The sequence below is a fragment of the Pantoea sp. nfd-35 genome, assembly GCF_056892255.1.
Map to the genome: position 1 here is coordinate 3,359,254 of NZ_CP122403.1, position 20,057 is coordinate 3,379,310.

The following is a 20,057-nucleotide window of genomic DNA, read 5'->3' on the forward strand; positions in this document are numbered from 1 at the left end:
CCGGCAAGCCGGCCTTATTGATTATTTGCGTTGGGGTCTGATTTGTGGACCGGCTTTATCCAGTACGCCGTTGACAAATTTATGGCTGTCTTCGGCACCAAACACTTTCGCCAGCTCAATACCTTCGTTGATGGCCACTTTATAGGGCACATCAGAACGCTTGCTCAATTCATACAGCGAAATACGCAGAATGGCTTTTTCAACCTGTCCCAGCTCTTCGAGCTGACGCGACAGATACGGCTTCATCAGGCCATCCAGGTACGCGCTGTTGGTCGCCACACCGGACAGCAGTTCGCGGAAATAGGTAATGTCGACGTCTTTGACGTCTTGTTCCGCCAGAAACTGGTATTCCACATCGGCAATGTCGTTGTTGGACAACTGCCAGGAGTAAAGCGCCTGGACAGCGCACTCACGGGCGCGACGACGAGCAGCAGGTTTCACAAAATTCCCCTTACAAAAATCAGGCTTTAATGGCTTTCAATACGTTGATCATTTCAAGCGCGGTCAGGGCCGCTTCGGCACCTTTATTACCCGCTTTCGTTCCAGCACGCTCAATGGCCTGCTCGATATTTTCAGTCGTCAGTACGCCGAATGCCACCGGAATATCACTGTCCATGGCAACGCTGGCAATACCGGAGCTGGCTTCACCTGCGACATATTCGAAGTGAGCAGTACCACCACGAATTACGGTACCCAGCGCGATCACGGCGTCGTACTTGCCGGTTTTGGTCAGCGCACGGGCTGCCAGCGGCAGTTCATAAGCGCCTGGAACCCAGACGACGGTGATATTGTCATCGCTGACCTGGCCAATGCGCTTCAGGGCATCAACCGCGCCGTCTAACAGGCTGTCATTGATAAAGTTGTTAAAACGCGCGATAACGATGGCAATGTTTGCCTCAGGCGTTGCAACGGCAGCTTCGATAACTTTCATACATATCCTTTCAGGGGTTTGTTTGGCCCCGCGCAGGGGGGCGGATTCTAACATACTCTTTGGCGGCGTGCTCTCGCTTTTCCGCCTCCGTTATTGCGGTGTCAGCGTCAGGCGCACATCATCGCCGACCTGACGGAGATCGCGAAAGGCAAAGACCGGCGCATCGGCCAACTGCGTTAACCCCGCAAGCTGGCACAGGCCACGCGCGTCATTGCCCAGTAATTTCGGCGCAACATACACAATCAGCTCATCCACCAGTCCGGCCTGAATGAGCGCGCCCGCGAGCGTCGCGCCGGCTTCCACCCAGACGCTGTTAATCTGCCGCTGGCCCAGCACCATCATCAGCGCCACTAAATCCAGCTGGCTGTCGCGCAGTGGAACAGGAATCTGCGTCACCGTTTCCGGCCAGTGCCGATCGTCGACCTGCTGGCGCATCAGCCAGGTTTCGCCTAATTGTTCAATAAGTTTGTGGTCCGGCGTTACGCGATTCTGGCTATCGACGATCACTCTTACCGGCTGACGCAGCTCGGCTTCATCCACCAGGCGCTGACTTTCGCTGTCCAGTTCTGACCAGCGCACCGTTAACGAGGGGTTATCCGCCAGTACGGTTGCACTGCTGCTGAGGATGGCGGAACTCTGGGCGCGCAGCCGCTGCACGTCGCGCCGGGCCGCCGGCGAGGTGATCCACTGGCTTTCCCCACTGGCCATGGCGGTGCGGCCGTCCAGCGAGGCACCCAGTTTTAACTGTATCCAGGGAAAGCCGGTACGCATGCGTTTCAGAAAACCACGGTTCAGGGCTTCCGCTTCCTGCATCATCAGCCCGTGGCTGACCTCAATGCCCGCCTGATGCAGGCGGTGTAATCCCCGTCCGGCTACCTGCGGATTGGGATCCTGCATGGCCGCCACCACGCGGGTTACACCTGCGGCAATTAATGCATCACAACAGGGCGGCGTGCGCCCGTGGTGACTGCAGGGTTCCAGCGTCACATAGGCGGTTGCGCCACGTGCGCGGTCCCCCGCCATACGTAACGCGTGCACTTCCGCATGCGGTTCCCCGGCGCGCTGATGCCAGCCTTCCCCAACAATCTGACCGTCACGCACAATGACGCAGCCTACATTGGGATTGGGTGTGGTGGTAAAACGGCCGCGGCGCGCCAGCTCCAGCGCGCGCGCCATATAGCGTTCATCGGTCATGATTTAATCCTGTAATCTGGCAATCTCTTCGCCAAAATCACGCACGTCCTCAAAGCTGCGGTAAACAGAAGCAAAGCGGATATAGGCTACCTTATCGAGCTTCTTCAGCTCGTCCATCACCAGGTTGCCAATCAGCTTGCTGGGGATTTCACGTTCTCCTGTCGCCCGCAGTTGGGTTTTAATATGGCTTACCGCACTCTCAACGGCATCCGCACTAACCGGACGCTTCTCCAGCGCTTTCATCATGCCGCTGGCCAGCTTGTCTTCATTGAAAGGCTCACGCACGTCGTTGCTTTTCACCACGCGCGGCATCACCAGTTCAGCCACTTCAAACGTAGTGAAACGCTCATGGCACACCAGACATTGACGACGGCGCCGCACTGACGAACCCTCACTAACCAGACGAGAATCAATCACTTTAGTGTCTACAGCGGAGCAGAATGGGCAATGCATGACGTTTCCTGACACGAGATAAATGGGTTATACAGTGTAGCGCGAACTGCAGGTCAACAAAATCGATTCCCGTGCTTTCCCCTGCCTGCCTCACAGCCTGAGCGGGCAACAGGCCAGCGACGTTAAACAGCACGACGCTTACAGAGCCGCAGGCGGGATGTGGTGAGCAGACCGCCAGCCTCCCTCACCAGAGACACCGGCACACACACAGGAACGCGTGAACGGGCCGTAACAGCTTCAGCGCATTACGGCAGCAGCCTTTGCCTGAGCGGGACAACGGGAGAAGGCTGACTCGGCTCCCCTGCCGTTCAGACAATTCCGTTAACGAACAAACCGCCGTCTGGCCGCTCAGGACAGGCTTGACGACATCGCTAACCTGGAAGATAACGTGCTGTTGGCCCTTTCAGGTTACCCAGGCGAAACCGGACAGAGCCATGCCATGAATATTAATGAAACACAGAAGCCACACCGGATAACCTTCACCCGGACAGTTTCTGGCCATTTCTTTATAACGGATAAGGATAAATAATGATCAGGATGGTTTGGGCCCCCGCCGCCCTCTCACTGATGCTGTTGAGCGGTTGCAGCACAACGGCCGGGCAGCCACAGGTTAAACAACTTCATCAGGAAGTTAGTCAGTTGAACCAGCAGATGCAGCGGCTTACCAGCCAGGCAAGCGCGGTGGAGATTCAGGGGCAGCTTAACGGACATTCGCAGCAGGGTGCCTGGTTATTACCTCAGGCCAATACGCCCGTTGAATTACAAACCCAGGCCGGCACGCTTCGCTTGTCTTTATCGCGTGTTGAGGCTGAAGCCAACGGCTCACGCGCTAACCTGACCCTACAGACGCGGGATAATACGCCGCTGCCGGGGCTGGAGGCTACCGTAGTCTGGGGCCAGCTCGATCCCGCGACCGGTAAACCGCTTGAGGCCGACAGCCTGACGCAAACCATCCGGATTCCCGCCTCGCTGACGCCACGCAGTTCGGTCATTGTGCCGTTGCGCCTGGGCGGTATTACGCCGGACCAGCTTGGCTATGTGCGGATTCATCAGGTACTGGCCAAAACGGCTGTACCCACACCATAAAGACAAAAAAAAGCCGCCAGTTGTCTGAACTGGCGGCTTTTTTATCATGCAACGATTACGGCAGGATTGAAGGCTGATCTGCGCCCTCTTTCTCCACTTTCTGTACCAGCATGTGTTCGCGTTTCATGCCCAGCTTCAACGCCAGCGCTGAAGAGACGTAGATCGACGAAATCGTACCAATGGTGACACCGATCAGCATGGTCAGCGAGAAGCCTTTCAGCAGCGCACCACCAAAGATGAACAGGATCAGGATCATCGCCAGCGTCGTCAGCGAGGTGATCAAGGTACGGCTCAACGTCTGGGTCAGGGACACGTTGGTAATGTCGTAAGAAGAGCCGCGACGAATTTTGCGGAAGTTCTCACGAATACGGTCCGAAACCACGATTTTATCGTTAAGCGAGTAACCGATAACCGACATCAGCGAGGCCACGATGGTGAGGTCGACTTCAACCCGGAACAGCGACAGCAGTCCACAGGTGATGATCACGTCGTGCGCCAGCGCCAGCACCGTACCCAGCGCCAGGCGCCACTCAAAGCGAATACCGATGTAGATCAGAATCGCAATCAGTGCCGACAGCAGAGCCAACGCTCCGGCCTGCGCCAGATCGCTACCCACGCTCGGTCCAACAAACTCGATACGTTTTACCGTGGCGTTTTGCTGGGTGGTCTGGTTGATCACCGTGACCACTTTGTTGCCTAACTCTGTGCCTGCAGGCCCCGTGACAGGCGGCATACGCACCATCACGTCGCGGCTGCTACCAAAGTTCTGGATCAGCGGCTCCTGAAAGCCCGCCTTGACCAGCTCGGCACGGATCGTGTCGAGGTCAGCGGGTTTTTCCAGGTTGATCTCAATCACCGTACCGCCGGTGAAATCGAGACCCCAGTTAAAACCACGTACGCCAACAATGGCAATCGAGATGATGATTAACAGTCCCGAAATGATAAATGCCAGCGTATCCCAGCGCATAAAGTCGACGACTTTACGGCCATGGTTTAACTGCTCAATGTTATATTCCTGTGCCACAACGCACTCCTCAGATAGACAGCTTTTTGATGCGCTTGCCACCGTACATCAGGTTAATGATGGCGCGGGTACCGACAATCGATGTGAACATTGAGGTCGCAATACCAATAGCCGTTGTAATCGCAAAGCCCTTAATGGAACCCGTACCGATCGCATACAGAATCACCACTTTGATCAGGGTGGTGACGTTAGCATCGACAATACTGGAGAAGGCGCCTTTGTAGCCCTCATGAATTGCCTGCTGCACGCTACGCCCGTTACGCAGTTCTTCTTTAATACGCTCGTTGATCAGTACGTTGGCATCGACCGCCACCGCCAGCGTCAGCACGATACCGGCAATGCCAGGCATCGTCAGCGTGGCGCCCGGCAGCAGTGACATGATACCGACAATCAGTACCAGGTTTGCCAGCAGTGCGCTGGTGGCAATCAGGCCCACCTTTTTGTAGTACAGCACCATAAACAGGATAGAGGCGACCAGGCCCCACAGGCAGGCTTCCAGACCCTGAGTAATGTTCTGCTGCCCCATCGTTGGACCAATAGTCCGCTCTTCCACAATCTGGATAGGCGCAATCAGCGCACCGGCACGCAGCAGGAGCGACAGCTGACGTGCTTCGTTCGGGTTGCTGATACCGGTGATGCGGAAGCTGTTACCCAGGCGAGACTGGATATTGGCGACGTTGATCACCTCTTCCTGTTTCACCAGAATGGCACGACCGTTAGCATCTTTCTTGCCGCTGTCTTTGTACTCCACAAACAGGGTCGCCATCGGCTTACCGATGTTGTCCTTGGTGAAGTTAGACATGATATTACCGCCCGCGCCGTCCAGTGAAATGTTCACCTGAGGCTGGTTGTACTCATCCATGCTGGATGTGGAATCGGTAATGTGGTCACCGGTCAGGATCACGCGTTTATAGAGCACCACAGGGCGTCCATCACGCATGTCTTTCACTTCAGAATCACCCGGTACACGGCCGCTGGCGGCGGCGGTAGGATCCACGCTGGTGTTAACCAGACGGAATTCCAGCGTCGCCGTCGCACCTAAAATTTCTTTGGCGCGCGCGGTGTCCTGAATACCTGGCAGTTCAACCACGATGCGGTCAGAACCCTGACGCTGTACCAGCGGTTCTGCAACACCCAGTTGGTTTACACGGTTACGCAGGATAGTAATGTTCTGCTGAACCGCATATTCACGTGCTTCGCTGAGGCGGGCATCGGTCATGGTGGCGCGCAGTGCATCATCGCCACTGCTGTTAATGACGAGATCCTGATGACGCGAGGATAGCCACTTAACCGCAGCATCGCGGCTGGCTGCGTCACGGAAACGAATTTCCACGCCGTAGTTAGCAATCTTGTTGACGTTGGTATAAGGGATATTCTTTTCGCGCAGGTCGCTGCGCAGGCTGTCAGCATTCTGCTCTTGCAGTTTGCTCAGGGCAGTGTCCATATCCACTTCCATCAGGAAGTGCACACCACCACGCAGATCGAGGCCAAGCTTCATGGGCTGTGCCGCCAGCAGCGTCAGCCAGCGCGGCGTGGCCGGTGCAAGGTTAAGCGCGACCACATAGTTTTCGCCCAGCGCTTTCATGATCGCTTCGCGGGCACGCAGTTGCACATCCGTATTGGCAAAACGCGCGGTAATCGCGCCATTTTCCAGCGCAACAGACTTACTTTGAATATTGTCTTGTTTTAATACGTTCTGAATTTGATCCAACGTTTGCTCACTGGCGGCGCTTCCGCGCGCGCCAGTGATCTGAACAGCCGGATCCTCACCATAAAGGTTGGGAAGTGCATACACCAGGCCAATGACAAGCACCACGACCAGCATTATGTACTTCCACAAAGGATAACGATTTAACACGGCAGTTCCCTTAGGGAAGTAAAAATTACAGCGCCTTCATAGAACCTTTCGGCAGGACGGCAGCCACGAAATCACGTTTAATAACCACTTCAGTAGTGTCGTTCAGCGCAATCGCAATGTAGCCGGTTTCTGCCACTTTGGTTACGCGACCCACCAGGCCACCATTCGTCAGGACTTCATCACCTTTGGAGATAGAATCCATCAGCTTCTTATGCTCTTTTGCACGCTTCTGCTGCGGGCGCAGGATCATGAAGTAAAAGATCAGGCCGAAGACGACCAGCATGATCACCAGAGAATACGGACTTCCCTGAGACGGTGCGCCTGCTGCAGCCACAGCGTCAGAAATGAAAAAGCTCATTAAATTTCCCTCATTGATGAATTATCAGACGTTAAAGGCGGAACCGCTTTGCCCGTCCGTTGGTAGAACTCGCTAACAAAGCGCTCTAATTTACCCTCTTCGATAGCCTGGCGTAAACCCGCCATCAGACGCTGGTAGTAGCGCAGGTTATGAATCGTGTTGAGACGCGCGCCCAGTATTTCGTTACAGCGATCAAGATGATGCAAGTACGCGCGGCTGTAATTGCGACAGGTGTAACAATCGCACTCTGCATCCAGCGGCGAAACATCATCTTTATGCTTGGCATTGCGAATTTTTACCACGCCATCGGTCACAAATAAGTGGCCATTGCGCGCATTGCGCGTTGGCATGACGCAGTCAAACATATCCACGCCGCGACGTACGCCCTCGACCAGATCCTCAGGTTTACCCACGCCCATCAGGTAACGCGGTTTATCCGCTGGGATCTGCGGGCAAACATGCTCAAGAATACGGTGCATATCCTCTTTCGGTTCACCGACCGCCAGGCCGCCCACAGCGTACCCATCAAAGCCGATCTCTACCAGACCTTTCACAGAGACATCACGTAAATCTTCGTAAACCGAACCCTGAATAATGCCAAACAGCGCATTTTTGTTACCCAGGCTGTCAAAACGGTCGCGACTGCGTTGTGCCCAGCGCAGAGACATCTCCATGGAGCGCCTGGCATAATCCCAGTCCGCCGGGTACGGCGTGCACTCATCAAAGATCATCACGATGTCCGATCCCAGGTCGTACTGGATCTCCATCGATTTTTCCGGATCGAGGAAGATAGAATCGCCGTTGATCGGGTTGCGGAAATGGACGCCGGCTTCGGTGATCTTACGAATATCGCCCAGGCTGAAGACCTGGAAGCCGCCGGAATCGGTCAGAATAGGGCCTTTCCACTGCATAAAATCATGCAAATCGCCGTGCAGCTTCATGATTTCCTGGCCGGGACGCAGCCAGAGGTGGAAGGTGTTGCCCAAAATAATTTGCGCGCCGGTTTCCTGCACTTCTTCCGGCGTCATGCCCTTCACGGTGCCATAGGTGCCCACGGGCATAAAGGCCGGGGTTTCCACCACGCCACGATCGAAAATCAGACGACCGCGACGCGCGCGACCGTCTGTGGTATCAAGCTCAAATTTCACAAGACCTCCATCGGAGAAACAGTCCGATGTTCAAAGTAAACAGATCAGGCGCCCACTTTTTCCAGCGGCGCCTGGGGGTTTTTGCTGATAAACATCGCGTCGCCGTAGCTGAAGAAACGGTATTCTTCCGCCACCGCCGCACGATAAGCAGCCATCGTGTGCTGATAACCGGCAAAGGCCGAGACCAGCATGATCAACGTCGATTCGGGCAAGTGGAAATTGGTGATCAGCGCATCAATTACCTGATACTCATAGCCCGGATAGATAAAGATTTGGGTGTCATCAAAGAATGGCGCAATCAGCGCATCCTGACTGGCTTTGGCTGCGCTTTCCAGCGAGCGTACCGAGGTGGTGCCTACCGCCACCACCTTGTTGCCGCGCGCTTTGCAGGCCAGCACCGCATCCACCACCTCCTGCGGCACTTCCGCATATTCGGCGTGCATATGGTGCTCTTCAATCGTCTCTACGCGTACCGGCTGGAACGTCCCTGCCCCAACGTGCAAGGTGACAAAAGCCATCTCAACGCCTTTGTCTTTTAGCGCCTGAATTAAGGGTTCGTCAAAGTGCAGGCCGGCGGTCGGTGCCGCCACGGCGCCAGGGCGCGCGCTGTAGACCGTCTGGTAAAGCTCGCGATCCGCTTCTTCATCCGGGCGGTCAATGTACGGCGGCAGCGGCATATGGCCTACGCTGTTGAGAATGTCCAGCACGGCACGATCGTCTTCGAATGCAATCTCGAACAGCGCATCGTGACGCGCGACCATCGTGGCTTTCACGCTCTCATCGTCGCCCAGCAGCAATTCTGCGCCTGGCTTCGGCGCTTTGGACGCCCGAACGTGTGCCAGCACGCGCTTGTCATCAAGCATGCGCTCTACCAGCATTTCAATTTTGCCGCCGCTTGCTTTACGCCCGAACACCCGGGCCGGGATCACGCGCGTGTTGTTAAACACCAGCAGATCGCCAGGCTGAAGCTTGTCCAGTACATCGGTAAAAACGCCATGGGCCAGCGCCCCGCTCGGGCCGTCCAGCGACAGCAAGCGACAACCGCTACGCTGCGCCTGAGGGTAATGGGCGATAAGGGATTCGGGCAATTCAAAAGCAAAATCGGCGACACGCATGAAAGACTTCTTACTCAGAAAAACAGGCGGCACAGTTTAGCGGAAAATCGAACAATTCTGAACAACTGGCTGCGCAAAGCGAGTTGCGCTTATAATAGCGCATGAATTTTCTTGCTCATCTTCACTTAGCCCATCTTGCAGACAGCTCACTCCTCGGCAATCTGATGGCGGATTTTGTTCGCGGTGCGCCGCATCAACACTGGCCCAAACCGGTGGCCGACGGCATTCTGATGCATCGCCGGCTTGATGTCATGACCGATGCCCTGCCGGAAGTGCGTGAGGCACGCCAGCTTTTTCGGGCAGAAACCTACCGCGTTGCGCCCATTACGCTGGATGTCGTTTGGGACCATTTTCTGGCGCGTCACTGGGATCGCTTCCATCAGGCGCACTCGCTAAAACAATTTTCGGCCAACGCCGAAAGCGAAATTGTTCCGCAGCTGGCTGCCACACCCGACGAATTTAAAGCGCTCAATGCCGTAATGTGGCGTGAACGCTGGTTCGAACATTACGCCGACCCGGAACGTCTCGAACGGGTACTGAATGGCATGGCGAGCCGTCGCCCCAGGCTGGCCGCCCTGCGCGACTCTTATCACGATTTTACGGCGCATTACTCCGCGTTTGAGGCCTGCTTTTTTCAGTTTTATCCGCGTCTGATGCAGCTGGCAGCCGATCAACAGTTGTAACCTTCCCCTGACGGCGTCAGGTTTGTGAGCGCATTTCATCGCACCACAAACCTGTAACGCTGAAAAAGCGCGCAGTCAGTAGCACGGCCGTATTGCCATTGGTTCCGGTCTGCGGCTTAATAAGTCTTGCTTAACTATGATTCACGATGCTCTCACTGTCAGACCGCCTGTTCAGGCGCTTCCTTTATCCGATATGTTTTAAAAATCATAAGAGGGAAACATGTCATCCGCTTCGCATTCTGAGATTGACGCGCGCTATCATTACGCCTGCGAAATCGCCCGTGCGGCCGCAAGCCGCGCCTGGTCATGGTATCAACAGCGTCAAAAACTGGTGGTGGAACATAAGAGGGACCTTCAGGATGTGGTCAGTGACGCTGACCGCAACGTTGAAGAATTAATTAAGTCACTGATTTCGGAGCGCTATCCTGATGATGCCGTTCTGGGAGAAGAGAGCGGCGGTGACACTCAGGGTGCCCGTATTGTATGGGTGATCGATCCCATCGATGGCACCGCCTGTTTTGTGAACGGGTTGCATAACTGGTGCGTATCGCTGGCAATTGTTTGCGACGGTGAGCCCGTCGTGGGCGTGATTTGCGATCCCAATCATCACGAACTGTTTCATGCCCGCAAAGGCAGTGGTGCCTGGCTCAACGATACCCGACTTGAGGTGCATAAAGCCCAACAGCTTAATGAGGGCCTGCTGGGAATCAGTAATTCCAGTCGGATTCCCGGAGAGCACGTGACGCAGCTCATCGATGCCCTGCTCAGGCAAGGCGGGATGTTTATTCGCATCGGCTCCGGCGCGTTAACCAGTGCCTGGGCCGCTGCAGGTCGCTTGATTGGCTATTATGAAGCGCATATGCATCCGTGGGACGGCCTGCCGGGCATCGTATTGATGCGCGAGGCCGGTGGGGTGACTAACGATTATTTGCGCAACGACGGCCTGAAAAAGGGCAATCCTGTTTTGCTGGCGAATGCGGTAATCTATCCGCAAATTAAAGCGCTGCTCGCCACGCACGAAATTGAGGATTGATGATGTCTGCCTACCTGCCCCGACATTGGTTTATGCTCTGCACTTTTTGGCTTCTGGCGGGGCCGCTGCACGCCGCCCCCGAGTACCAACTTGAGAAAGTCGTGGAGTTGAGCCGACACGGGGTACGTCCGCCGACGCCGGGTAATCGCACAGAGATTGAAGCGGCAAGCCAGCAGCCGTGGTACGTCTGGAGCACGGCGGACGGCGAACTGACGGGCCATGGCTACAGCGCGGTGGTCAATAAGGCCCGCTGGGAAGGGGAGCACTATCGCCAGTTGGGTTTACTTAACGCAGGTTGCCCTGACGCGAAGGCGATCTATGTCCGCGCCAGCCCGCTGCAGCGCACGCGGGCAACTGCCGAGGCGTTGGTGGATGGCGCGTTTCCCGGCTGTGGCGTGGCGATTCATACCGTCGCCGGCGACATCGATCCTCTCTTTCAAACCGAGAAACTGCCCTTTGCCCATACCGATCCCCAACGTGAACGAGAGGCAAAACGTCACGCGGCCGGGGATTTAGCGCAGCGTCAGCAGCAGCTTCAGCCCGCGATCACGCTGCTTAAACAGTCGGTATGCCGGCCCGGCAGCGATTGCCCCTTTTTCGATCGTCCGTGGGCGTTGAAACAGACGAAAAGCGGAAGCGTCTATGTTGAGGGCCTTAGCGCCATGGCCGCAATGGTCGAGACGTTGCGTTTGGGCTACAGCGAGAACCTCCCTTTCGCGAAACTGGCATGGGGACACATCACCTCTGCCCGGCAGATCACCGCTCTGCTTCCTCTTCTCACCACTAATTATGATCTCAGCAATGACGTGCTCTATATGGCGCAGCGCCATGGTTCTCTGCTGCTGTCCCAGATGCTTAAGGCCATTAAAGGTAACGACCCTGACGTGCGCTGGCTGCTTCTGGTGGCACATGACACCAACATTGCGATGGTGCGCCGCTTAATGGGATTTGAATGGCAACTGCCTGGTTATACGCGGGGCAATATCCCCCCTGGCAGCAGTCTGGTACTGGAACGCTGGCGCGACAGTAAGACGCATCAGCGCTTCCTGCGCCTCTATTTTCAGGCACAAAGTCTGGACGGCCTGCGTCAGTTACAACCCGTGAACGACAGCCATCCGCTTTTACGTCAGGAGTGGCGGCAGCCCGGATGTCAAATCACCGCAGTCGGGACGCTGTGCCCGTTGCAGGCTGCCCTGACGCAGTTGGGTAAACACCTGGATAACGACGCGATGGCTCCGGTCAGCATGATCTTGCCGCCTTCGGGCTAATGAACCCAGACAGGCCGGGCGTTTACGCTGATGCGCGCGCTGGCATTTGTCTTATTTTACGGCAACTTATTTAACGGGGATGCATTTTGCATTAGCATGATTTTGTCAATCATCCCTCTGTTTGTTTCACTTGCCCTGTCCCGTTTCGGCGAGTCATTTCGCCGATTTTATTTTGTGTTGCCGGTCATTATTGGCTGTCCCAACCCCGCACATATCGGGACCGGGACAGCAAGCGTGGGTTATTTGCGCACCAGCTTATAGCCCAGCAACAGCACCACGATCCATACCATCCCGACATACAGCGAAACGCGGGTATCCGGGAAATAGCCAATCAGCCCAATGATGAAACATAAAAACGCCACGCCTGCGCCTGCAGTCCAGCTTCCACCGGGCAAGGCAAAGGTTAACGTCCGGGCGGCCGCTTTGCCGATCTTGCGTCGAAACGCCATCTGCGACAGCAGAATCATGATCCAGACCCAAACGGTGGCAAAGGTCGCCAGCGAGGCGATGACCAGGAAGACTTTTTCTGGCATCAGGTAGTTGAGATATACCGCAATCAACATGGCGAACATCATCACCACCACCGTCACCCAGGGAATACCGCGTTTAGAGACCTTCATAAACATTTTGGGTGCATGGCCCTGCTGAGCCATGCCGTGCAACATACGCCCCACGCCGAAGACATCGCTGTTTATCGCCGACAGCGAGGCGGTCAGCACAACAAAATTCAGGATAGACGCGGCGGCGGCAATGCCCAGATGCTGGAACGTCAGAACAAACGGGCTGCCGTTAGTGCCGACCTGATTCCACGGGTAAATGGACATGATGACAAACAGCGTGCCCACGTAAAACACCAGGATACGCATCGGAACCGAGTTGATAGCGCGTGGGATAGAGGTTGCCGGATCTTTGGCCTCACCCGCCGTAATACCGATGATTTCAATACCGCCGTAGGCAAACATCACCATCTGCAGCGACAGCAACATCCCAACGATACCGTGGGCAAAAAAGCCGCCATTGGTCCACAGGTTATGGATACCGGTCGGTTGGCCGCCATTGCCAATCCCCCAGACGATCATGCCAAACCCGGCCAGAATCATCACAATAATGGTCGCGACCTTAAAGAAAGAGAACCAGAACTCCACCTCACCAAACACCTTCACGCTCATCAGATTGACCGCGCCGATGATCAGCACCACGCTCAGCACCCAGATCCAGTGCGGCACCTCCGGAAACCAGACGCCCATATAGATCCCGAACGCGGTGACATCGGCAATGGCCACGATCAGAATTTCAAAGCAGTAGGTCCAGCCGGTGATGTAACCCGCCATTGGCCCGAGATAATCCTGCGCATAGCGGGAAAAAGAGCTGGCCTGAGGGTTATTGACCGACATCTCCCCCAGCGCGCGCATGATGATGTACGCCACCGCACCGCCAATAATATAGGCCAGCAGCACGCTGGGGCCCGCCATTTTGATGGCGTCCGCCGAGCCGTAGAACAGCCCGGTGCCGATCGCCGATCCCAGCGCCATAAAACGGATGTGGCGCGTGCTCAGTCCGCGTTTGAGCTTGTTGGTTTCTTGCATAACAACCTGTACCTGTGAAATGAAAAAACCACGGGCAAGCCCGTGGTTAAAGAAGAATCAATCTTAGCCGTTACGAGTGAACCGACACCTGTTCAGCCCCTTTTAACCGATCGACCAGCGCCACAATCAGCAACATCACCAGTGATGGCGGCAACCAGGCAAGGCCCTGGTCGGCTAACGGCAGATGCTGACTCAATGCGGGTAACGCTGCTGTAAACCCGGTGGTTTTGATGGCGTCAAGGATACCAAAGAGCAGGCTGACCAGCATAGTCGGCGCGATAATACGGCTGCTTTTATTCCACCAGTTCAGCGTAAAACTCAGCACGACCAGCACGATACAAGGCGGATAAATAGCCGTCAGCACCGGAATCGAAATCTGAATCAGATGGCTCAGCCCCAGGTTCGATACCACCATCGAGAACAGGCCCAGTACAAAGACCAGCGTTTTGTAAGACAAGGGCAAATACTGCGCGAAAAACTCTGCGCAGGCACAGGTCAGGCCGACCGCGGTCACCATACAGGCAATAAAAATCAGGGCGGCAAGGAAGAAGCTGCCCATATCACCAAAGGTCTGCTGAACGTAAGCATGGAGAATTGCCGCACCGTTGGCATTCTGATCCACTAATGCACCACTGCCTGCGCCCAGTTTAAACAGACTAAGGTAAACCAGGGTCAAACCAATGCCGGCGATAACCCCGGCTAAAACCGTGTAACGGGTTAACAGCGCCGCATTATCAATCCCGCGGGAACGTGCTGCGTTAACGATGACAATGCCGAAGACCATTGCGCCCAGCGTATCCATGGTGAGATAGCCGTTAACAAAACCACTGGAAAATGCGGCGCGCTGATAGTCCGCCGTCGCAGGAATCGTTCCTCCCGCCGGCCACAGCAGAGCCGCGACGCCCAGCAGCGTCAGGGCTGCAATTTTTAGCGGTGCCAGAAAATGGCCGACCGTATCCAGCAATTTCCCAGGATAGAGGGAAATCACCATCACCAGCACAAAGTAAATCAGGCTGTAGATAAACAGCGGCAGCTCGCCATCGCCGGTAAGCGGAGCAATGCCCACCTCAAATGAGACCGTGGCGGTACGCGGCGTGGCAAAAAGCGGCCCTACCGCCAGGTAGCAGACCGTGGCCAGAACCACACCCGCAACTTTGCCGATGGGCGTGCTCAGGGCATCAATCCCGCCGCCGACGCGCGCAAGGGCGATCACGGTGATAACGGGCAGACCGACTGCGGTAAGCAGAAAACCAATAGCGGCCACCCAGACATGTTCGCCTGACTGAATACCCACCATGGGAGGAAAGATGATGTTACCCGCACCAACAAACAGGGCAAACGTCATGAAGCCCAGCGCGAGAATGTCTTTAACGGTTAAACGATGTGTCATACGGCCTGTCACTGATGTTGCGATGAAAGATAAGTTTGCGTTGCCCCCTCGCTGCGTTAATACAACGACCGACCAGATGATGACAGCGCATTATGCGCAGCGTCTGGTTTAGCGCAGGTGATTTAAGCTGCTTTTTTTCTGTTCACAGAGGGATAAATCGACAACGGCGGTAAGTAAAACGTTTATAGCGAAGAAAGGCAATACGGGATCGGAAAACCAGAGGGTTATTTCGCAATTTGAATCAATATTAGAGGATCACATCAATATTCTCTGCAACGGCATCAGATGATGTGCTTTAAAAATAAACAAGCGATGGTAAATATCAGCATAAAGGCGGGTTTGTATGCACAAGTGGCGCATTTATTGCGCCACGTTGCACACATTCCGCTATCACCAGACCTGATTCGCGACCTTCACGACCAGTCGAATCTTCTGCCACTGCTCTGCTTCGCTCAGGCTGTTGCCCTCTTCCGTCGAAGCAAAACCACACTGCGGACTGAGGCAAATCTGATCGAGGCTGATGTACTGGGTCGCTTCCTGCAGGCGCGCTTTCACCTGTTCGGCATCTTCCAGTTCACCCACCTTCGTGGTAATTAAGCCAAGCACCGCCTGCTGATGGCCGGGCTTGATGAACCGCAGTGGTTCGAATCCGCCAGAGCGATGATTGTCGTATTCAAGGAAAAACGCATCCACATTCACGGAGCCGAACAGGATCTCGGCCACCGGTTCGTAGCCACCTTCAGAAATCCAGGTGGAGCGGAAATTGCCACGGCACACATGCAGGCCCACGGTCAGGTCGGCCGGTTTCCCTTCTAACGCCTTATTCAGGACGCGCGCGTAGGTGCGGGCCAGCTGGTCTGGATCGTCGCCACGTTCGCGGATCTCCCGCTTTTGATCGTCTGAACAAAGGTAGGCCCAGACGGTATCGTCCAGCTGTAAGTAGCGACAACCCGCGTCGTAAAAGGCTTTGATCGCCTCTTTGTAGGTCTGTGCCAGATCGTCAAAGTACACATCGAGATCGGGGTAAACGTCAGCGTCGATGACTTTTCGGCCGCCGCGAAAGTGCAGCACGCTCGGGCTGGGAATCGTCATTTTGGCTACCGCATCGCCTGCTAGGCTCTGCAGGAAACGAAAATGATCCAGCATCGGATGCCCGTCAAAACCCAGTTTGCCGGTGATTTTTACGCCGTGCGCTTTCGTCTGCACGCCGTTGAACTGAATGCCCTGCTCGGCTTCAAAATGCTCAACACCTTTCAGACCGTAGAAAAAGTCAAAATGCCACCAGCCGCGGCGAAATTCGCCATCGGTCACGACCTTGAGGCCATTTTCACGCTGCTTCGCGACCACGTCCCGAATCGCGTCGTTTTCAATATCGCGCAGTTCATCAGCGCCGATCTCACCCGCATGAAATTTTTCGCGGGCATGCTTAATAGCGGCGGGACGAAGAAAGCTGCCAACGGTGTCGGCGCGAAACGGGGCGGTTTGTCTTTGCATGATCACTCCTGGTCACCGGCCAGATAATTTCGGGCGGGAATAGTTACATAATGTTATTTTAGCCTTCCAGATGGCTAAACGTCTGGATGTAGATTCCCACGCGATGTGCTCACGTGCAAACGAATAATATTCACTTGAGATGAAATAATTTCATGTTGCGAGGCCGGATTCTGACTGTGCTCCCCTTGAGGTTTGCACCGAGGCAATCGGCGGGGATTTATGCCCCTGATGCGGCACAGGTCCCTGCCAGACGTGCGGCAGGAACGGGAAAACATGGGCGAAGGCGGTAACCCCTTTGCCTGTGGGCGAGCGGTGAAACTTACCGGAGGGAGGCGCGCGCCAGGTTCATTTGCGTTTCAGACAGCGGCAGATAGCCGGCCTCGATGACGCGCTGCTGCCCTGATTTAGACAGAACCTGTTCCAGAAAGGCGGCTAACAATGGCGGTAAGGGCTTACCTGGCACTTTATTAACGTACAGATAGAGCGGACGTGCCCAGGGATAGCGACCGCTGCGGATGGATTCAGGATCGGGCGCAACGGCTTCCCCCCTTTTTGTGATAACCGGCAGCAGTTTTACCCCACTCAGGTGAAAACCGAAGCTGGCATAACCGATGCTGCGCGGATCCCCAGCGACCGCCTGTACCACCGCCGCCGAGCCGGGAAACTCCGCCACGTCGTTGCGGAAATCGCCCTGACACAGCGCCTGCTGCTTGAAGAATCCCCATGTGCCGGAGGCCGAGTTGCGGCCATAGCGCTGGATAGATCGCTGCTGCCACTCAGCCTGATGCAGACCCAAATCGCCCCAGCGTTCGGGCACCTGGTGTGCGCCACACAGACGCGTGACGGAGAACAACGCATCAAGCTGGCGGGGATCGATGGACGTCAGCGGATTGCGCTGGTTGACCACCACCACCAACGCGTCCATCGCCACCGGCACGGCCAACGGAGGATAACCGTATCGCGCCTCAAACGCCTGGCGCTCATCCGCCTGCATGGGACGGCTCATTGCCCCTAACTGGACGGATCCGGCTGTCAGCGCGGTTGGCGCCGTTGAGGAGCCCGATGCCTGAACCTGCACATTTACCCCGGGTGACTGACGGCTAAAGTCATCGCCCCACAGGGTCATCAGATAGCCGAGCGTGTCCGAGCCTGCGCTGCTGAGATTGCCTGAAAGCATCACAGGCTGCGCCTGCACCAAGGCAGGCAAGAGAGAAAAGAACAGCAAAAAAAGAAGGCGCATCGTTCCGGTCCGTCAGCAGTTAATGAACCGCATTCTCCTGCATCCCGTTAGTCACAATCAACCGTGGTGCCAGGGTAAAGGTAAAACAGGTTTCCTGGTGCGGGATGCTGGTGATCTCCAGCCGCGCATTGTGATGGCTGAGCGCATGCTTCACGATGGCCAGCCCAAGACCGCTGCCGCCGGTCGCACGTGAACGCGCTTTATCCACCCGATAAAACCGTTCTGTCAGGCGCGGAATGTGCTCAGGTGGAATGCCGGGGCCGTTATCACAGACTGTAAATACCGCGCCCTGCTTGCTGCGCAGCCAGCTGATATCAATGCGCGTCCCCTCGGGCGTGTGGTTCACCGCGTTGTAGACCAGGTTGGAGATAGCACTGCGTAATTGTTCATCATTGCCAAACACTTTCAGGTGAGGATCGGTATGAAAATGGATGGCGTGACGTCCGCCGCTCAGGGTTTCAGCTTCATGCTGCAGGAGTTTGAGCATAACCGGTACATCAACCTTTTCTTTCAGATTAATGGCCGGAGCCGCCTCGATGCGCGACAGCGTCAGGAGCTGTTTGACCAGGCTATCCATTCGCCGGGTTTGCTCCGACATGGTGTGCAACGCTTTGTCCCGTGAGCGCTGATTCATGACGGAGTCATTCATCATTTCCAGATAGCCCTGAAGCACCGTTAAAGGCGTGCGCAGTTCATGGCTGACGTTGGCAAAGAAGTTTCGCCGTGCCCCTTCAAGCTGATGCATCTGGGTCACGTCGCGAGCCACCATCAGCCACTGGCCTTCGCTGTAGGGCATCACACGGAATTCCATGTGGTGCTGGTTATTCAGCACCAGCGTAAGCGGCTTATCGAAATCACGTTGCCGTAGATAGCGAGAAAATTCAGGATAACGCAGCAGATTAAGGATATTTTGCCCGTTATCTTCTGGCCAGCGCAGCCCCAGGTGCTGCTGGGCCAGGCCATTGCACCAGAAAATAGTGCCCTCTTCGGTGGTGAGTATCACGGCGTCCGGCAGCGACTCCGCGCCGCTGCGAAACCGCTTAATCAGATTACCTAATTCGCGCCGCCGCCGCCGGTTGCGCAGTTGCATTTGATACAACCCGTAAAACAGCGGTTCCCAACTGGCCTGCCCGGACGGTGGCGTCATCGTGCGATCCAGCCACAGCCAGTGAGACAGGCGCATCAGGTTGTAAAAATGCCACAGTAAAATACCGACTACGCTCAGTAACAGCAGCCACGGCAAATAGCCGAACAGCAGGCCGAGCACCAGCGCAGGCAGACACGCCAGCACCAGTTCGGACAGTAATCTCTTCCAGGAGAGGCGTTCCAGCACGGTTAAAGCTCCGTTTAAAAGCGGGCAGAGAAACGATAACCTGTTCCGCGTACGGTTTGTACCATGCGATCGTGGCCGGTCAGTTCCAGCGCCTTGCGTAAACGACGAATATGAACGTCAACCGTACGATCTTCAACATAGACGTTAGTGCCCCAGACATGATTGAGTAACTGCTCACGGCTGTAAACACGTTCAGGATGGGTCATAAAGAAATGCAGCAGCTTGTATTCTGTCGGCCCCATTTCCAGCGGTGTGGTTTCTGACATCACGCGATGCGAAGAGGGATCCAGGCTCAGGCCCTGCATTTCGATCACATCTTCTACCGCCATCGGCGAAATACGACGCATAACGGCTTTAATTCGCGCCATCAGCTCTTTCGGGGAAAACGGTTTGGTGATGTAGTCATCGGCACCGACTTCCAGTCCGCGTACCCGATCTTCTTCCTCGCCGCGCGCGGTGAGCATCATGACCGGTATATCACGCGTCATGGCTTCACGCTTAAGATGTTTAATAAATTGTATGCCGCTGCCGCCGGGTAACATCCAGTCCAGCAGGATCAGGTCAGGCCAGGGTTCAATCAGCTTGCTGACGGCGCTGTCATAATCTTCTGCCTCAATCGGCTGATAATCGTTTTGTTCCAGTACGAAACATAACATTTCACGGATTGGAGCTTCATCTTCCACAACTAAAATGCGCTTAGCCATTATTACTCCTGCAGGTAGGACGGCTTTCACTGATATTTGCGGCGCCATTATGCGTCAGTTTTGTGACACTTTTATGAAAAAGTTAGCCATAAAAACCGGCCTGCAACAACCATTTATGACAACATGACGACATGTTTTGTGGCTTTAGTGACTGAGCCA

General features: G+C 55.4%; 19 protein-coding genes. 4 read left to right on the top strand and 15 right to left on the bottom strand.

Translation table 11 applies throughout. From position 1 onward, the window contains the following. Nucleotides 1-21: 21 nt before the first annotated feature. From nusB to nrdR, 4 genes are all read right to left on the bottom strand, one after another. The gene (nusB, locus tag P9J57_RS15700) at nt 22-441 is read right to left on the bottom strand and encodes a transcription antitermination factor NusB (RefSeq protein WP_014593065.1); all 420 of its coding nucleotides are present in this window, start codon (nt 439-441) and stop codon (nt 22-24) included. Between the two features lie 19 nt (nt 442-460). Then, the gene (gene ribH, locus P9J57_RS15705; RefSeq protein ID WP_014593064.1) at nt 461-931 is read right to left on the bottom strand and encodes a 6,7-dimethyl-8-ribityllumazine synthase; all 471 of its coding nucleotides are present in this window, start codon (nt 929-931) and stop codon (nt 461-463) included. 90 nt (nt 932-1,021) lie between these two features. Beyond that, on the bottom strand, nt 1,022-2,125 hold the full coding sequence (ribD, locus tag P9J57_RS15710; RefSeq protein ID WP_013024859.1) for a bifunctional diaminohydroxyphosphoribosylaminopyrimidine deaminase/5-amino-6-(5-phosphoribosylamino)uracil reductase RibD: 1,104 nt from the start codon (nt 2,123-2,125) through the stop codon (nt 1,022-1,024). Between the two features lie 3 nt (nt 2,126-2,128). Continuing rightward, nucleotides 2,129-2,578 carry a transcriptional regulator NrdR gene (gene nrdR, locus P9J57_RS15715; protein WP_006117986.1) on the bottom strand — a complete coding sequence of 150 codons (450 nt, stop codon included), beginning with the start codon at nt 2,576-2,578 and terminating at the stop codon, nt 2,129-2,131. A gap of 528 nt (nt 2,579-3,106) precedes the next feature. Between nrdR and P9J57_RS15720 the strand changes: the two genes are divergently transcribed. Further along, nucleotides 3,107-3,664 carry a SadB/YajI family lipoprotein gene (locus P9J57_RS15720; protein WP_013024857.1) on the top strand — a complete coding sequence of 186 codons (558 nt, stop codon included), beginning with the start codon at nt 3,107-3,109 and terminating at the stop codon, nt 3,662-3,664. Nucleotides 3,665-3,719: 55 nt separating this feature from the next. On the opposite strand, the gene secF is transcribed toward P9J57_RS15720, so the two are convergent. The 5 genes from secF to queA are packed head-to-tail and all read right to left on the bottom strand — an operon-like array spanning nt 3,720 to nt 9,167. Beyond that, complete coding sequence (secF, locus tag P9J57_RS15725) at nt 3,720-4,688, bottom strand: protein translocase subunit SecF (protein WP_014606451.1); 969 nt, start codon at nt 4,686-4,688, stop codon at nt 3,720-3,722. Nucleotides 4,689-4,698: 10 nt separating this feature from the next. After that, complete coding sequence (secD, locus tag P9J57_RS15730; protein ID WP_013024855.1) at nt 4,699-6,546, bottom strand: protein translocase subunit SecD; 1,848 nt, start codon at nt 6,544-6,546, stop codon at nt 4,699-4,701. A gap of 25 nt (nt 6,547-6,571) precedes the next feature. Continuing rightward, nucleotides 6,572-6,904: a preprotein translocase subunit YajC gene (gene yajC, locus P9J57_RS15735; protein WP_006117993.1), complete on the bottom strand. Its 333-nt coding sequence runs from the start codon at nt 6,902-6,904 to the stop codon at nt 6,572-6,574. Then, nucleotides 6,904-8,052, bottom strand: coding sequence for a tRNA guanosine(34) transglycosylase Tgt (gene tgt / locus P9J57_RS15740; protein WP_041455999.1), 1,149 nt, complete (start codon nt 8,050-8,052; stop codon nt 6,904-6,906). The genes yajC and tgt overlap by 1 nt, the downstream gene beginning before the upstream one ends. Nucleotides 8,053-8,096: 44 nt before the next feature. Further along, nucleotides 8,097-9,167 (bottom strand): tRNA preQ1(34) S-adenosylmethionine ribosyltransferase-isomerase QueA, encoded by a 1,071-nt coding sequence (gene queA, locus P9J57_RS15745; protein ID WP_014593059.1) that lies wholly within the window; start codon nt 9,165-9,167, stop codon nt 8,097-8,099. A 101-nt stretch (nt 9,168-9,268) separates the two neighbouring features. Between queA and P9J57_RS15750 the strand changes: the two genes are divergently transcribed. The 3 genes from P9J57_RS15750 (at nt 9,269) to P9J57_RS15760 (ending at nt 12,151) form a co-directional block, all read left to right on the top strand. Further along, nucleotides 9,269-9,850, top strand: a complete 582-nt coding sequence (locus tag P9J57_RS15750) for an acyl carrier protein phosphodiesterase (protein WP_014606453.1) — start codon at nt 9,269-9,271, stop codon at nt 9,848-9,850. Nucleotides 9,851-10,070: 220 nt separating this feature from the next. Then, nucleotides 10,071-10,883, top strand: a complete 813-nt coding sequence (locus P9J57_RS15755) for an inositol monophosphatase family protein (RefSeq protein ID WP_015700848.1) — start codon at nt 10,071-10,073, stop codon at nt 10,881-10,883. Then, the gene (locus P9J57_RS15760; RefSeq protein WP_483279287.1) at nt 10,883-12,151 is read left to right on the top strand and encodes a histidine-type phosphatase; all 1,269 of its coding nucleotides are present in this window, start codon (nt 10,883-10,885) and stop codon (nt 12,149-12,151) included. The genes P9J57_RS15755 and P9J57_RS15760 overlap by 1 nt, the downstream gene beginning before the upstream one ends. 239 nt (nt 12,152-12,390) lie before the next feature. On the opposite strand, the gene proY is transcribed toward P9J57_RS15760, so the two are convergent. The 6 genes from proY to phoB form a co-directional block, all read right to left on the bottom strand. Beyond that, nucleotides 12,391-13,737, bottom strand: coding sequence for a proline-specific permease ProY (gene proY, locus P9J57_RS15765; RefSeq protein ID WP_013024849.1), 1,347 nt, complete (start codon nt 13,735-13,737; stop codon nt 12,391-12,393). 70 nt (nt 13,738-13,807) lie between these two features. Beyond that, nucleotides 13,808-15,127 carry a branched-chain amino acid transport system II carrier protein gene (gene brnQ / locus P9J57_RS15770; protein WP_014593055.1) on the bottom strand — a complete coding sequence of 440 codons (1,320 nt, stop codon included), beginning with the start codon at nt 15,125-15,127 and terminating at the stop codon, nt 13,808-13,810. A 390-nt stretch (nt 15,128-15,517) separates the two neighbouring features. Further along, nucleotides 15,518-16,621 carry a cobalamin-independent methionine synthase II family protein gene (locus P9J57_RS15775; RefSeq protein ID WP_105079766.1) on the bottom strand — a complete coding sequence of 368 codons (1,104 nt, stop codon included), beginning with the start codon at nt 16,619-16,621 and terminating at the stop codon, nt 15,518-15,520. 319 nt (nt 16,622-16,940) lie between these two features. Beyond that, complete coding sequence (locus P9J57_RS15780; protein ID WP_105079767.1) at nt 16,941-17,861, bottom strand: PstS family phosphate ABC transporter substrate-binding protein; 921 nt, start codon at nt 17,859-17,861, stop codon at nt 16,941-16,943. A gap of 19 nt (nt 17,862-17,880) precedes the next feature. Beyond that, entirely contained in the window at nt 17,881-19,194 is a 1,314-nt protein-coding gene (gene phoR, locus P9J57_RS15785) for a phosphate regulon sensor histidine kinase PhoR (RefSeq protein WP_013024845.1), read from the bottom strand. Between the two features lie 14 nt (nt 19,195-19,208). Beyond that, nucleotides 19,209-19,898, bottom strand: coding sequence for a phosphate response regulator transcription factor PhoB (gene phoB, locus P9J57_RS15790; protein ID WP_014606457.1), 690 nt, complete (start codon nt 19,896-19,898; stop codon nt 19,209-19,211). Between the last annotated feature and the right edge of the window lie 159 nt (nt 19,899-20,057).